Raw genomic sequence first — 14,095 nt, 5'->3', positions numbered from 1 at the left:
AACCGAAAGCCGACGATGACCATGCCGCTCCCGACCCGTGAACAACTTGACGCTGCGGCACAGATTATTTATCGGGCGATGCCACCAACACCCCAGTATTCGTGGCCGCTGCTCAACGAAGCGCTGGGTACCGAGGCTTGGGTCAAGCATGAAAACCATACGCCGACCGGTGCCTTCAAGGTGCGTGGCGGACTGGTGTACATGCATGAACTGGCAAGGCGTGCGCCGCATGTACGTGGCGTGATTTCGGCCACACGCGGCAATCACGGCCAGTCCGTCGCATTTGCCTGCGGGCGTCAGGCAATGCAAGCTACCATCGTGGTCCCGCAGGGCAACAGCAAAGAAAAGAATGCGGCGATGCGCGCACTTGGCGCCAACCTGATTGAACATGGCAGGGAATTTCAGGAAAGCCGCGAACACGCTGTCCAGCTGGCCGAGGAACAACGTTTGCACATGATCCCTTCCTGTCACCATGATCTGATCAACGGTGTCGCCAGTTACTGGATGGAGCTCTTCTCCGCGCAGCCAGACCTCGACACCGTATTTGTGCCGATCGGGCAGGGCTCCGGCATCTGTGGCGCGATCGCCGCGCGGCACGCGCTAGGCCTGTCTACCCGGATCGTCGGTGTGGTTTCCGCACATGCGCTGGCCTACAAGCTCTCTTACGAGCAGAAGCGCAAGCTGGAATCGCCGGTGACGACTATTACAGCGGACGGCATGGCATGCCGCGTTCCGGACGAAGCATCGCTGGCATGGATCATCCGCTATGCGGACGACGTGGTCGCGGTCACCGACGATGAAGTCGAAGCAGCCATGCGTCTGTATTTCATGACGACGCACAATGTCGCGGAAGGGGCGGGAGCTGCGTCGCTGGCCGCCGCAATGCAGATGAAGTCCCGGCTGGCAGGCCGCAAGATCGGAATCCCGCTGTGCGGGGGCAATGTCGATGGCGAACAGTTTGCCCGCGTCCTGCAAGGGCATCCACATACTCATTAATACTTTGGGAAATTGTCATGGAATCGTTGCTGCCTCTCGCCTTGTTTGCCTTTGTCTCATCGATCACGCCCGGGCCGAATAACATCATGCTGACTTCGTCGGGCATCCTGTTCGGCTTCCAGCGTTCGATTCCGCACATGCTGGGTATAACCTTCGGCTTCGGCGTCATGCTGGCGCTTTGCGCTGCAGGTGTCGGCAGTTTGTTACTGGCTGTTCCGGCAATTCATATCGTACTCAAGGTATTGGGCTCGACCTATCTGGTCTATCTTGCGTGGAATTTGCGCAGCATGGCTTTCCGTCAGCATGAAAACCAGCATGCACGGCCAATGTCCTTCATGGGCGCGGCGCTGTTCCAGTTCGCCAACCCGAAGGCATGGGTCATGGCGGTAACAGGAGCTTCGGCTTTCCTGCCGCTGATGCAGCCGGTATGGTTTGCGATTGCCTTGTTCTGCCTCGTATTCTGCACCGTCAATCTGCCGTGCATCGGTATCTGGGCCGGCACAGGAGCGGCATTGCGTCGCTATCTTGCGGAACCACACTGGCAGCGTTTGTTCTGCGTAATGATGGTGCTGTTGACCTTGTATTCCGCCGTGGCGATCTGGCTGTGAATGTGCCAGATCGTAAGCCATTAAGCACCTAACGGGTAAGCAGGCACGCAACTAATCGAATAAGCACGTACCAGGGGAAAGCGGATGAACGCAGCAATGAGCCAGGAAAATCGTGGCATGTGGATGGGCATGGTGGGCGTGGCGATCTTCAGCCTGACCTTGCCTTTTACCCGGATGGCAGTGGCGGAACTGAATCCGGTGCTGGTCGCGCTAGGGCGTGCCGTCGTGGCGGCCATGGGCTCCGCCGCATTGCTTTGGTGGGTGGGTGCGCCGCGTCCCACACCAAGACAATGGCGTGCGTTGACTATCACTTCACTCGGTGTGGTGGTCGGCTTCCCGGTATTCAGCTCCATTGCCATGCGGTACGTACCGGCGTCGCATGGTGCGGTGGTCATCGGTATTCTGCCACTTGCCACCGCGCTATTTGGCGCATTGCGTTTTGGCGAACGTCCTTCCGTCGGCTTCTGGATTGCCGCGTTTTTTGGCAGTGCATTGGTCGTTGGTTTTGCGTTGTGGCAGGGTGGCGGCGAATTCCATGTCGCGGATCTGGCGCTGTTTGCCGCGGTCATCGCCGCCGCGATGGGTTATGCAGAAGGTGGACGCCTGTCGCAATCCATGGGCGGACAACAGGTCATCTCCTGGGCGCTGGTGCTTTCAATGCCTATTCTGCTGCCGATCACCGTCTGGCTTTGCTGGAATTACGGTTTGGATGCCTCTCCGCGCGCATGGATAGGATTTGGTTATGTGTCGTTATTTTCGATGTTTATTGGGTTCTTCTTTTGGTATAAAGGCTTGGCCCTCGGCGGTATCGCACGTGTAGGACAGGTGCAACTGCTGCAGCCTTTCCTGACGCTGATCGGTGCCGCCCTGATTCTTGGCGAAGCGCTGGATGCGCGAAACTTTCTGTTTGCGATTGCAGTGGTGGCCGTCGTCGCGGTCGGCAGGCGGATGAGTATCCGGCGTTGAGTCGTTGACAGTTAAAATAATTGTCCATGCCAACCCTTCAACCGTTTGGTAACCCCTTCGACAACCCATTACTGGAGAATACCGTGTCCTATTACGACAAACTCAAAGCCCTTAACATCGAATTGCCTGCCGTTGCCGCCCCCGCTGCCGCCTATGTGATGTATGCGCAGTCCGGCAATACGGTCTTCCTTTCCGGCCACATTGCCAAGAAGGACGGCAAGCCATGGGTCGGCCAGCTCGGCAAGAACATGGAAACCGAAGAGGGGAAGCAGGCCGCACGCGCGATTGCCGTCGATCTGATAGCGACTCTGCAGGCCGCCTGCGGCGGTGACCTCAATCGTGTCAGGCGCATCGTCAAAGTGATGAGCCTGGTGAATTCCACATCGGAATTCACCGAGCAGCACCTGGTGACCAACGGCGCATCCGAACTGTTCGGCGAAGTGTTCGGCGAGGCAGGCAAGCATGCCCGTTCCGCCTTCGGCGTCGCGCAAATCCCGATGGGCGCTTGCGTTGAAATTGAATTGATCGCGGAAATCGCATGATTTCGCGTTATCGCCCGGACCAGGGTTGAAACCAACGGAGTACACATGATCCAGCGCCGATTCAGGCAAGTCGATGTCTTCACCACGCTGCCTTATCAGGGCAATCCCGTTGCCGTCATCCTGGATGGCGACGGCTTGACGACCGAACAGATGCAGGCGATCTCGCGCTGGACCAACCTTTCCGAAACGACCTTTGTCTGCACTGCCGCCGATCCCTCGGCCGATTACCGGTTGCGTATCTTTTGTCCGGCCAGCGAAATGCGTTTTGCCGGGCATCCTACCATCGGTAGCGCGCACGCCTTGCTGACATCGGGCTTCCGCCCTAAACAGGAAGGAATGCTGGTGCAGGAATGTGGCGTTGGATTGGTCAATCTGAAGACCGGTCCGGAGGGCGTTTCGATCGCCTTGCCCAAGGCGTATTTCAAAGAAGTTGACGAAGCGGCACGCACGGCCGTCGAGGACGCGATCGGTGCACCGCTGCTGGATACACCGGTGATTGTCGATCTTGGCGTAGCGTGGTTGACCGCACAGGTCGCGAGTGGCGAGGCATTGCGTCAACTGAAACCGTCCATGGAAGCCATTTCCGCAATCGCACGGCGCGTTGGGGCCAACGGTCTCAATCTGTTTGGCCTGGACAGCGATACGCCGGAAGTCCGTTCGTTTGCCCCGCATGAAGGAACGCCGGAAGATCCGGTGTGCGGCAGTGGCAATGGGGCTGTGGCCTATTACCTGCGACAGCGGCGTGGTGCTGTGGATTACCAGGCACGACAGGGCAGGTGCGTCGGCCGCGATGGACATATCCGTATCGTCCATGATGGCGACACCATCTGGCTTGGTGGCCAGGCAGTGAACTGTATTGAGGGATACATCGTTGCCTAGAGCGGTCATACGAACCTGCATCAATCCAGGCTGTCGCGGGGCATTACTGGCAATCGCAGGTAAAACAAGCGGCAGCCAGCGGCAACTACCTACAAAATTTTGCGGTTCCGTCGAACGATCAAAACCGGGATCGCGCTGCATGCACTACAATCTCCATTCCGGCCTGCGTCTACCCGATGCCGGTTTGACAAAAGCCCGCCACGAGCAAGGCTTAACAAGGTGAATGAGCGGTGCGCCATTTGCCATCAACCAAGTGAGACAAGTATGAAAATGGAAAATCCTACCCCGATTCAGTGGCAATTCTCCGAGCGCGCACAACAGCTGCAAAGCTCGGCCATCCGTGAAATCCTGAAGGTGACAGCCCGTCCGGAAGTCATCTCTTTCGCGGGCGGATTGCCTTCTCCCGAGACCTTCCCGGTCGAGCGCATGCGCGCCGCCTTTGACACCGTGTTGTCGAAGCAGGGCAAGGTCGCACTGCAGTACGGTCCAACCGACGGCTATGGCCCGCTGCGGGAATGGATTGCCAATTCCCTGTCCACCGATGGCGCCAAGATCGTGCCGGAACAAGTGCTGATGGTCTCCGGTTCTCAGCAAGGCCTCGACCTGCTGGCCAAGGTCCTGGTCGATGAAGGCAGCAGAGTCCTTGTCGAGACGCCGAGCTACCTCGGCGCGCTGCAGGCTTTTTCCATGTACCGTCCCGAATTCGTTTCCGTTCCCACCGATGAGTACGGCCTTCTGCCCGAGCATCTCGCTTCCGTCGGCAAGGGCGCCCGTCTGCTGTACGCACTGCCGAACTTCCAGAATCCGACCGGCCGCACCATGCCGGTCGAGCGCCGTATCGCTCTTGTCGAAGCCTGCGCGCGCCTTGGCCTGCCGCTGATCGAAGACGACCCGTACGGCGCACTCAGCTATCGCGGCGAACCGCTGCAAAAGCTGCTGACCATGAATCCGAACGGCGTCATTTACATGGGATCGTTCTCGAAAGTGCTGACGCCCGGTATCCGCCTTGGCTATGTCGTTGCCCCGGTTCCATTGATCCGCAAGCTGGAGCAGGCGAAGCAGGCCGCCGACCTGCATACCGCGACACTGACACAGATGGTGGTCTATGAAGCGATCAAGGACGGCTTCCTCACCGAGCATATCCCGACCATCCGCAAGCTGTATGCGGACCAGTGTAATGCGATGCTGCAGGCACTGACGGAATTCTTCCCGTCCTCGGCAACCTGGACCAAGCCGGAAGGCGGTATGTTTATCTGGGTAACGCTGCCCAAGCATATCAACAGCATGGAATTGCTGGATGAGGCGATCGAGCAGCTGGTCGCCTTTGTCCCCGGCGCTCCGTTCTATGCGAACACGCCGGAAAACAATACCCTGCGCCTGAGCTTCGTGACGGTTCCGCCGGCAAAGATCCGTGAGGGTGTGGAGCGTCTTGGCAAGCTGATTGCGACAAAACTGTAAGCTTGTACATCGCCGCTGCGAGTTTGGTTCTGCAAAGGTGATGTGCGGTGAATAAAAAAATGCCCCGACAGGGGCATTTTTTATGACATCGATCACGCGCGCAGCACGATTGAATGATCTCGACCAAGCCGTTCATTTACTTCCCCGTTATTCCAAATAGGAAAAATCTATGTTGTAGTTTTCCTGAAAACCAATGCTTTGAGGAAACTCTTTTGTTAGACTCGCCTGAGACCCGGTGTTTTTTCCGGGCATGCATCTACACAAGAGTGGTCAATGAACATCTACGGCACCAGCGGCGACGACAATCTCACGGGAACAGCAGGTAACGACGTTCTATACGGGAGCGCTGGCAATGACACCCTGGACGGTGGTACGGGTAACAACGCCCTGTACGGCGGCAACGGCAATGATTTTTATATCATCCGCAATCGCTTCGATTCGATCTGGGATGCTGCCGGAACCGATAGCGGCATCATTTACGCTGATTTTTACAAGACGAATGAGGACATAGAAAACTGGACGTGGGCCAGCGGCGTGCAAAAGCTGCCGTACTGGATCGACTCACTGGTGCCGGGAACCGCGCCAAGCTTCCAGTCGCTGCTGATGGGTGGCAAGACAATCTACTACACCTTTCCCACCGCTGCGCCTGCTCACTTTACGGCTGAAGACGCCTACGGCTTCAAGGCCTTCACAGCACAACAACAAACTTTTGCACGACAAGCCTTCGCGTATATCTCCAGCGTCATCGGCGTCCAGTTTGTCGAGACGACCAATCCCGCAGCCTCCAACACCATCGTACTGGCAAATAATGTACAGACCGGATCGGCAGGTTACGCGTATTTCCCGTTTGACGACTATCAGGGTAGCGATTTGCTGCTCAACTACACAGGCAGCAGCGCGCGCAACCTGACGCCGACCAATGGCGATTATTCTGCGTTGACGCTGATTCATGAGCTGGGGCATGCGCTCGGTCTCAAGCATCCGTTCACGTCTGTCGATTCGCTTGGCAATGCTAGCGACGGTCCTGCACTTCCCATTGCGGAAGATACCTCGCAATGGACGGTGATGAGCTATAACAGTCGCCCTGCGGAATACAGCTTGCGTTACTCGCCACTGGACATCGCCGCGCTCCAATACCTGTACGGACCGAGTACCAGCGCGCAGACCGGGGACAATGTGTACACCCTGAGCGCGTCTACGCCAAACTTCATCTGGGACGGCGGCGGTATCGACAGCCTTGATGGCACCAACACCACACAGGGCGTCACGCTGTACCTCGAGGCGGGTTATTGGGGTTACCTAGGCAGCAAGGCATCGCTGATTACCTCGCCCGCTCAGGTGACGGTCAATTTCGGTACGGTGATCGAAAACGCCAAGGGTGGAACGGGTAGCGACACCATCATCGGCAATGCCGTCGACAATCATCTCTATGGTTATGCCGGCGACGATACCCTGAGCGGTGGGAGTGGCGGCGATGTTCTCGAGGGCGGGGACGGCAACGATACCTTCCTTGGCGTGTCCGGCGCTGACCTGATCTATGGTGGCGCTGGCACCGACGTGCTGTTGCTGTCCTCTGGTATGACGAAAACCCAGGTGCTCAAGCTGCGCAGCGATGCAACGCTGGTCACCGACAGTAGCGACAATGTGGCGGTGTGCCGCGGTGTTGAACAAATCCGGTTCAGCGACGGCATACTGGGCGTGAGCGGATTGACGGCTGGCCCCAGCCTTGATTCCATGCTTGGTCAGATCTATGTTGCGGCGTTCCGTCGTGCGCCTGAGACCGAAGGTTATAACTACTGGGCCAAGGATGTAGCCACACGTGGTTATGTCGCCGTGGCGGACACCATGTTTTCGCTAGACGTTGTCAAAGCGATTTACCCGACGTGGATGACGTCGACTGAATTCGTCACAACAATTTACAACAACGTTTTTAACCGTGCGCCGGATACTGAAGGGCTCAACTTCTGGGTGAAGCAACACGCTTCCGAATCACGCGGACAACTCGTGATGGCAATGACCAATGCCGCGCTGGGCTCGCCGGATGGTACTCCTGGCAAGGATTTCTTCCAGAACCGTCTCGACTGGTCGCTGTATGCAGTCAATTATCAGAGCGAGCATCAGCAGGCAATGACCCCCGAGCATCTGGCTACGCTGACCAACAGTGTTGGCGCAGACGGGGCCAGCCTGGTTACACTGATCGGGCAGGCGGCAAGTGGTGTACTGGTTTAATATCAATTCCAATCTGTAACGTAACGAATGAAACAGCCACCAATGCCGCATGTGGCAATGATGGCTGTTGCGATACAGATCGCAGGACAGGGAAGACAGCAAGCAGAAACAGGAGAACAAACAAGCAGGGCGCAAGCCGCACCCTGCAACCCTCTGTTTAATTCGACACCAGGCCAGCCGGCTTGATCTTCGACTCCAGCAATTTGCCCTTGCGTGCCCGCTTGCCGATATGGCCTGTCAGGTCGGATGCGGTCAGACGAAGCTCCTGCGATTTGCCGCCGCGCCCGATGCCGATCACAGTTACGCCTTTCTGGCTGATCGGTTGCGCCGCAACCAGCTTCTCGTTCTTTTCGAGCTCCATCAGGATCACGCCGCGTCCGCCGCCGGACAAAGCCTTGATCTCGTCCATGCCGAACACCAGTAGTTTTCCCTTTTCGGATATGCAGGCGATTGCGCTGGCATTGGCGCTCACCGGACGGGGCGCGACAGGTTCGTCGCCTTCGTCCAGCGTCATGAAGGCCTTGCCGGCCTTGATGCGGCTGACCATTTCGCCGGCCTTGGCGGTAAAGCCGTAGCCCGCCGTCGACGCCAGCAACAGCAGCGTATCGGACGGCCCGACAAAGTAATGCAGCAGCCGTGTGCCGCTCGCCAGTTCGATCAGGGTGGTGACCGGTACGCCGTCACCACGTGCGCCCGGCAGGGATGTCACGGGCACCGAGTAGATCCGTCCATTCGAACCGAAGGCGAGCAGGGTATCGACAGTGCGGCATTCGAACGTGCCATACAGGTTGTCACCCGCCTTGAACGTGAACTGCGCCGGATCGTGGCCATGGCCGGTACGCGCGCGGACCCAGCCCTTTTGCGAAATCACCACGGTGACCGGTTCGTCGATGACTCTTTGCTCGACGCTTGCGCGTTCGGCTTCCTTGATCAGGGTGCGGCGGGCGTCGCCGAATTGCTTGGCATCGGCTTCGATTTCCTTGATCACCAATCTCTTCATTGACGCCGGATTGTCGAGCAAGTCGTGCAGAGTGGTTTTTTCCTTGCGAAGCTCATCCAGCTCCTGCTGGATCTTGATGGCTTCGAGGCGTGCCAACTGGCGCAACCGGATTTCAAGGATGTCTTCGGCCTGGCGATCGGACAGCTTGAAGGCCTGCATCAGGGCGGGCTTCGGCTCGTCGGACTCGCGGATGATGCGAATCACCTTGTCGATGTTCAGCAGGACGGCTTCGCGGCCTTCCAGGATGTGGATGCGGTCATCGACCTTCTTTAGCCTGAACTGGGTGCGGCGGGTGATGGTCGCAAAACGGAAATCGATCCACTCGCGCAGGATATGGGTCAGGCCCTTCTGGCGCGGACGGCCGTCGCCGCCGATCATCACGAGGTTGATCGAGCTGCCGGTTTCCAGTGAAGTCTGGGCCAGCAGAATGTTCATGAACTCGGTCTGGTCCTGGTTCTTCGACTTGGGTTCAAGGACCAGGCGTACCGGCGCATCCTTGCCGGATTCGTCGCGCACCGTATCGAGCACGGACAGGATCATCTGCTTGGTCGCCAATTGCTCGGGCAGCAGCGATTTTTTGCCGACCTTCACCTTCGGGTTGGTCAGTTCCTCGATTTCTTCCAGCACTTTCTGGGACGAGGTGCCCGGCGGCAGTTCGGTAATGACCGCCTGCCATTGTCCGCGTGCCAGGTCTTCGATTTTCCAGCGTGCGCGCACCTTGAGCGTGCCGCGACCGCTCTCGTACATTTCCGAGATTGCGGAGGTCGGGGTGATGATTTGTCCGCCGCCTGGGAAATCCGGGCCGGGGATGAATTCCATCAGTTCGGCATGCGTCAGCTTCGGGTTGCGAATCATCGCGACCGCGGCCTTGGCAACCTCGGTCAGGTTGTGCGAAGGGATTTCCGTTGCCAGGCCGACCGCGATACCGGATGCGCCGTTGAGCAGTACGAAAGGCAGGCGCGCCGGCAGCAGCTTCGGCTCTTCCGAGGTACCGTCGTAATTCGGCGCAAAATCCACCGTGCCCATGTCGATTTCATCGAGCAGCAAGCGGGAGATCGGCGTCAGCCGCGCTTCGGTATATCGCATCGCCGCGGCACCATCGCCGTCGCGTGAGCCGAAGTTGCCCTGCCCATCAATCAGCGGATAGCGCAAGGAAAAGCCCTGAGCCATGCGCACCAGCGCGTCATACACGGATTGGTCGCCGTGCGGATGCAGCTTGCCCAGTACGTCGCCAACCACGGCTGCGGATTTACGCGGCTTCGCGGTGGCGTTCAGACCGAGTTCATGCATGGCATACAGAATGCGGCGCTGCACCGGTTTCTGCCCGTCACTGACGTCGGGCAGGGCGCGTCCCTTGACGACCGAGATCGCGTAGTCCAGATAGGCGCGTTCGGCAAAAGTGGCCAGCGTCAGCGCTTCGCCGTCGCCAGACGGCATCTCATCAAACAGAGTGGCTTGTTCAGTCATGTGTTCAGAATTTATTCGAGTGTGGATGCCGGCATGTTGCGGCGTCCGGGTATGGTCATGTGTATGCGTTTTGCACCGGACATTTCGCCGGCGAACGAAGCAGAAGCAACGGCCAGCGTCTGCGCAGCCGGCTTGTACATCTGGTAAAACTGCTTGACGATCTGTACATAGTTGCGCGTTTCCGGATAGGGCGGGATGGCATTGTTGTACTTCTGCACCGCGCCCTCACCAGCGTTATACGACGCGATCACCAGTTCCGGGCGGGATGGAAACAGCTTGTGCAGGTCGCGCAGGTAACGCGCCGCCAGCCGGATATTGGTTTTCGGGTCGGTCAGTTTTTGCGCGATGCTGCGTTTGCGGTCGCCTTGCATGCCGTAGCGTTCCGCGGTTGCCGGCATGATCTGCATCAGTCCGATGGCCCCCTTGGGCGATACCGCATGCGTGTTGAAGCCCGACTCGGCCGCCATCACCGCTTTCAGCAATGCCGGATCGAGAGAGAATTCCCGCGCCGCGTCATGCACCAGGGTTTCCACTTTCTTCAGGCCGGGATGACGGGAGAGATAAGCCGACAGTGGCGTTTCGATTCGCTCAGCCGATGCGGCCGACGCCCCGAGTTGCGAGGTATCAAACGATGTCGTTCCCCGCAAATAAAGCTGATAGCGCGCGTCGATTTTCTCGGTGGAGAAATGCGCGACGCCCTCCGCATCGACGTAGCCGTAGATGTCGGCTCGCGCTGGTAGCGCGGCCAACATCAGCAAGGTCAGGCAAAGGGCAACGAGAAGTCGCATCGCGTGTTTTGGCTTGGTTTCGGCTTGGCTTAGATATCGGCTTCCGCTTCGTTGCCGTGCTCTTCCAGCCATGCGCGGCGGGCAGCGGCTTCGCCTTTGCCCATCAACATGTTGAATCGCAATTCGGAGGCAGCAAGGTCAAAGTCGCCAAGTGACACCGGCAGCAGGCGGCGGGTATCCGGATTCATTGTGGTTTCCCATAGCTGCTCGGCATTCATTTCACCCAGGCCTTTGAAGCGTGAGATTCCCCAGCTGCCATCCTTCAGCCCATCCTTGCGCAGCTTGTCTTCAATCGCTTCGAGTTCACCATCGTCGAGCGCGTACAGCTTCTGCGCCTGCTTCTTGCCGCGTGCCGGCGCGTCGACACGGTACAGCGGCGGACGGGCGACGCAGATATGGCCGCGTGCGATCAATTGCGGGAAGTGTTTGAAGAACAAGGTCAGCAATAGCACCTGGATGTGCGAACCGTCGACGTCCGCATCGGAGAGGATGCAGATCTTGCCGTAGCGCAGGCCGCTCAGGTCGGGCGTATCGTTCGGGCCGTGTGGATCGACGCCAATCGCCACCGCGATGTCATGGATTTCATTGTTGGCGAACAGTCGGTCGCGCTCGGTTTCCCAGGAGTTGAGCACCTTACCGCGCAGCGGCAGGATGGCCTGGAATTCCTTGTCGCGGCCCATCTTGGCCGAACCGCCCGCCGAATCGCCCTCGACCAGAAAAATCTCGTTGCGCGAGATGTCGTCGGATTCACAGTCGGTGAGCTTGCCGGGCAGGACCGCCACGCCTGATGATTTCTTTTTCTCGACTTTCTGGGCGGAGCGCAGGCGCGATTGCGCCTGCTTGATCACCAGGTCAGCCAGTTTCTTGCCGTAGTCGACATGATGGTTCAGCCACAATTCGAGCGCTGGCCTGGTATAGGTCGACACCAGGCGGACGGCATCGCGCGAATTCAGCCTTTCCTTGATCTGTCCCTGGAACTGCGGGTCGAGTACCTTGGCCGAGAGCACGAAAGAAACACGGGCAAACACGTCTTCCGGCAACAGCTTGACGCCTTTGGGCAGCAGCGAGTGCATTTCGACGAAACTCTTGACCGCGCCGAACAAGCCTTCCCGCAAACCGGCTTCATGCGTGCCGCCCGCAGGCGTCGGGATCAGGTTGACATAGGATTCGCGCACCACGTTGCCGTCTTCGGTCCATGCAACCACCCAGGCGGCGCCTTCACCTTCGGCAAAACCTTCCACGTCGTTGCCGGCGTACTGCTGGCCTTCGAACAATGGGATCAGCGGTTCGGCATGCGAAGCCTGGGCCAGCGATTCGACCAGGTAGCCGCGCAGGCCCTGGTCGTATTGCCAAGTCTGGGTATCGCCGTTTTTAGCGTTTGTCAGCGTGACTTTCACGCCGGGCAGCAGGACTGCTTTTGAACGCAACAGGCGCTGCAATTCGGCGCCGGGAATCACGGGGGAATCAAAGTACTTGGGATTCGGCCAGACAGTGACGCGTGTACCGGATTTTTTCTCGTCCTTGACCAGCGGACGGGATTTCAGCTTTTGAATCACATCGCCGTCGGCAAAAGTGAGTTGGTGCATGCCGCCTTCGCGCCAGACAGTGATTTCCAGCCGAGTGGACAGGGCATTGGTGACTGAAACACCGACGCCATGCAGGCCGCCGGAAAAGGAGTAGGCGCCGCCCGATCCCTTGTCGAATTTGCCACCCGCATGCAGCCGGGTGAACACGATCTCGACGGTCGGAACCTTTTCTTCGGGATGCAGGCCGACCGGGATGCCGCGGCCGTCATCTTCCACGCTGACACTGCCATCGGCATTCAGCGTGACCATAATGTTCTTGCCGTGTCCGCCAAGTGCTTCGTCGGACGCGTTGTCGATCACTTCCTGGATGATGTGCAGGGGATTTTCGGTACGGGTGTACATACCCGGCCGCTGCTTCACCGGCTCAAGGCCCTTCAGGACCCGGATCGACGATTCGCTATATTCGGAGGCGGAGGATTTTTTAGTTGCCATTCAAGTGAAAACGCCAAAGATGCGGTTATTTCCAGAGGGAATGTATTTAAACATAAGTCCCAGCATTCTAATGAAAAACGTGCCGGGCGTTGAGAAGAAACGCGATTGCCGGAGGCCCGGCAGAACCAGTTCTATTTGGGGGTGCAATGGTGATATGCAACGCTTCTGTATCGTTTGTGGATAAAAAAACCAGGGGTTGGGTCAGTGTAGTTTCATACGCCGTTTCCGGTCGATTTTTCATGGTTGCTGGAAGTTTAAGTAGTCCGGTATCACAAAATGTTTATAAAATGTAACCCCATGCCAAATACCATCTTTCCCTTTGCCGTGCGCCCCATCGGCTTCTCCGACGAGGAAGAAGCCGCATTTGACGTCGCCTTCGCGGAAAGCCATGGCAAAGGATACGGGTATTTCAGGCTGGCGGAGGACAATCTTCAGGATCCAGACCTGTATGTGGTCAATGCAGAACAGCTGAAGGCAATGATTATCCTGTCCGATTTGGGGGCCAGCGATGTTCGACCGGCACTCCTGGTTGGCACACCGCAGATTGACTTGTCGTATCCACGGGTTGCCCGCCCCCTGGAATGGCCTGCGTTTTTCGTCGCGCTGGACGATCTGGTGGAGAAAAGGGCGGATGCACTTGCCCGACTGGAAGCGTCCGACGTGGTCATCGTTCCGGAACGCCGCCGTCGGCAGAGACTGGATATTGACCTGACCGATCCGGCCGAGTACGAAAAGATGCGGACAAAAATCCCTGAAGATGGCGCAGTCCTCATCGTCGACAAGAACACCGCCTCCCGCGATTACCTGTCCGATTTACTGGCACGGCAGCCAGGGCAGGTGTCGGTGCCGGTGCTATGGGCAGGCGATGAAATGGCGGCAGTCGATATTTGCAAGCAACAGCCGATTGCCGTGGTGCTGATCAATACCTCGACGCCGGGTGTCGATCCCTATCGTCTTTGCTGGGGGATCAAGGAAAAAGACTCGCCGGTGAAAACCACCGTCATCCTGTTGATCAGCAAGCCCTTTGAGTACGACAGGGAGCAGGCTCATTATGTTGGCGTGGAAGGTTTTCTCAACAAGCCTCTGGCCAGCAATCACCTGATCACGGTACTGAAGAAATATTTGCCATCGGCCAGATAATCGA

11 protein-coding genes are annotated in these 14,095 nt (G+C 58.0%); 8 read left to right on the top strand and 3 right to left on the bottom strand.

Annotated elements, in window-relative coordinates; genetic code table 11:
* The first annotated feature begins 15 nt into the window (after positions 1-15).
* The 7 genes from ACFQUU_RS06035 to ACFQUU_RS06005 all read left to right on the top strand — a co-directional run bounded on the left by ACFQUU_RS06035 (position 16) and on the right by ACFQUU_RS06005 (position 7,678).
* On the top strand, positions 16-996 hold the full coding sequence (locus tag ACFQUU_RS06035; RefSeq protein WP_382244114.1) for a threonine dehydratase: 981 nt from the start codon (positions 16-18) through the stop codon (positions 994-996).
* 17 nt (positions 997-1,013) lie between these two features.
* Positions 1,014-1,604 carry a LysE family translocator gene (locus ACFQUU_RS06030; RefSeq protein ID WP_382244111.1) on the top strand — a complete coding sequence of 197 codons (591 nt, stop codon included), beginning with the start codon at positions 1,014-1,016 and terminating at the stop codon, positions 1,602-1,604.
* 84 nt (positions 1,605-1,688) lie between these two features.
* On the top strand, positions 1,689-2,570 hold the full coding sequence (locus tag ACFQUU_RS06025) for a DMT family transporter (RefSeq protein ID WP_382244108.1): 882 nt from the start codon (positions 1,689-1,691) through the stop codon (positions 2,568-2,570).
* Between the two features lie 83 nt (positions 2,571-2,653).
* Positions 2,654-3,112, top strand: a complete 459-nt coding sequence (locus ACFQUU_RS06020; protein ID WP_382244584.1) for a RidA family protein — start codon at positions 2,654-2,656, stop codon at positions 3,110-3,112.
* A gap of 45 nt (positions 3,113-3,157) precedes the next feature.
* A complete protein-coding gene (locus ACFQUU_RS06015) occupies positions 3,158-3,991 on the top strand; it encodes a PhzF family phenazine biosynthesis protein (protein WP_382244105.1) in 834 nt (277 codons plus the stop codon).
* A gap of 264 nt (positions 3,992-4,255) precedes the next feature.
* The gene (locus tag ACFQUU_RS06010; protein WP_382244103.1) at positions 4,256-5,449 is read left to right on the top strand and encodes a PLP-dependent aminotransferase family protein; all 1,194 of its coding nucleotides are present in this window, start codon (positions 4,256-4,258) and stop codon (positions 5,447-5,449) included.
* 273 nt (positions 5,450-5,722) lie between these two features.
* Entirely contained in the window at positions 5,723-7,678 is a 1,956-nt protein-coding gene (locus tag ACFQUU_RS06005; RefSeq protein WP_382244100.1) for a DUF4214 domain-containing protein, read from the top strand.
* A gap of 157 nt (positions 7,679-7,835) precedes the next feature.
* On the opposite strand, the gene parC is transcribed toward ACFQUU_RS06005, so the two are convergent.
* Genes parC through ACFQUU_RS05990 form a run of 3 tightly spaced genes read right to left on the bottom strand, consistent with a single transcriptional unit; the run spans position 7,836 to position 12,951 of the window.
* Entirely contained in the window at positions 7,836-10,145 is a 2,310-nt protein-coding gene (parC, locus tag ACFQUU_RS06000) for a DNA topoisomerase IV subunit A (protein WP_382244097.1), read from the bottom strand.
* Between the two features lie 11 nt (positions 10,146-10,156).
* Positions 10,157-10,933 (bottom strand): lytic transglycosylase domain-containing protein, encoded by a 777-nt coding sequence (locus ACFQUU_RS05995; RefSeq protein WP_382244094.1) that lies wholly within the window; start codon positions 10,931-10,933, stop codon positions 10,157-10,159.
* 29 nt (positions 10,934-10,962) lie between these two features.
* The gene (locus tag ACFQUU_RS05990) at positions 10,963-12,951 is read right to left on the bottom strand and encodes a DNA topoisomerase IV subunit B (protein ID WP_382244092.1); all 1,989 of its coding nucleotides are present in this window, start codon (positions 12,949-12,951) and stop codon (positions 10,963-10,965) included.
* A gap of 297 nt (positions 12,952-13,248) precedes the next feature.
* Between ACFQUU_RS05990 and ACFQUU_RS05985 the strand changes: the two genes are divergently transcribed.
* A complete protein-coding gene (locus ACFQUU_RS05985) occupies positions 13,249-14,091 on the top strand; it encodes a response regulator (RefSeq protein WP_382244089.1) in 843 nt (280 codons plus the stop codon).
* The last annotated feature ends 4 nt before the right edge of the window (positions 14,092-14,095 follow it).

Source organism: Herbaspirillum sp. GCM10030257, assembly GCF_042666555.1.
Classification (GTDB): Bacteria; Pseudomonadota; Gammaproteobacteria; order Burkholderiales; family Burkholderiaceae_D; genus Noviherbaspirillum.
The sequence above is the reverse complement of the archived record's forward strand: the minus strand, read 5'-3'. Positions and strand labels throughout refer to the sequence as shown.

Excerpts from the sequence above, each read along its gene's own strand:
- ACFQUU_RS06035 (WP_382244114.1), top strand. The coding sequence starts at position 16 with ATGACCATGCCGCTCCCGACCCGTGAACAACTTGACGCTGCGGCACAG.
- ACFQUU_RS06030 (WP_382244111.1), top strand. The coding sequence starts at position 1,014 with ATGGAATCGTTGCTGCCTCTCGCCTTGTTTGCCTTTGTCTCATCGATC.
- ACFQUU_RS06005 (WP_382244100.1), top strand. The coding sequence starts at position 5,723 with ATGAACATCTACGGCACCAGCGGCGACGACAATCTCACGGGAACAGCA.
- ACFQUU_RS05990 (WP_382244092.1), bottom strand. The coding sequence starts at position 12,951 with ATGGCAACTAAAAAATCCTCCGCCTCCGAATATAGCGAATCGTCGATC.
- parC (WP_382244097.1), bottom strand. The coding sequence starts at position 10,145 with ATGACTGAACAAGCCACTCTGTTTGATGAGATGCCGTCTGGCGACGGC.
- ACFQUU_RS06015 (WP_382244105.1), top strand. The coding sequence starts at position 3,158 with ATGATCCAGCGCCGATTCAGGCAAGTCGATGTCTTCACCACGCTGCCT.
- ACFQUU_RS06010 (WP_382244103.1), top strand. The coding sequence starts at position 4,256 with ATGAAAATGGAAAATCCTACCCCGATTCAGTGGCAATTCTCCGAGCGC.
- ACFQUU_RS06025 (WP_382244108.1), top strand. The coding sequence starts at position 1,689 with ATGAACGCAGCAATGAGCCAGGAAAATCGTGGCATGTGGATGGGCATG.
- ACFQUU_RS05995 (WP_382244094.1), bottom strand. The coding sequence starts at position 10,933 with ATGCGACTTCTCGTTGCCCTTTGCCTGACCTTGCTGATGTTGGCCGCG.
- ACFQUU_RS05985 (WP_382244089.1), top strand. The coding sequence starts at position 13,249 with ATGCCAAATACCATCTTTCCCTTTGCCGTGCGCCCCATCGGCTTCTCC.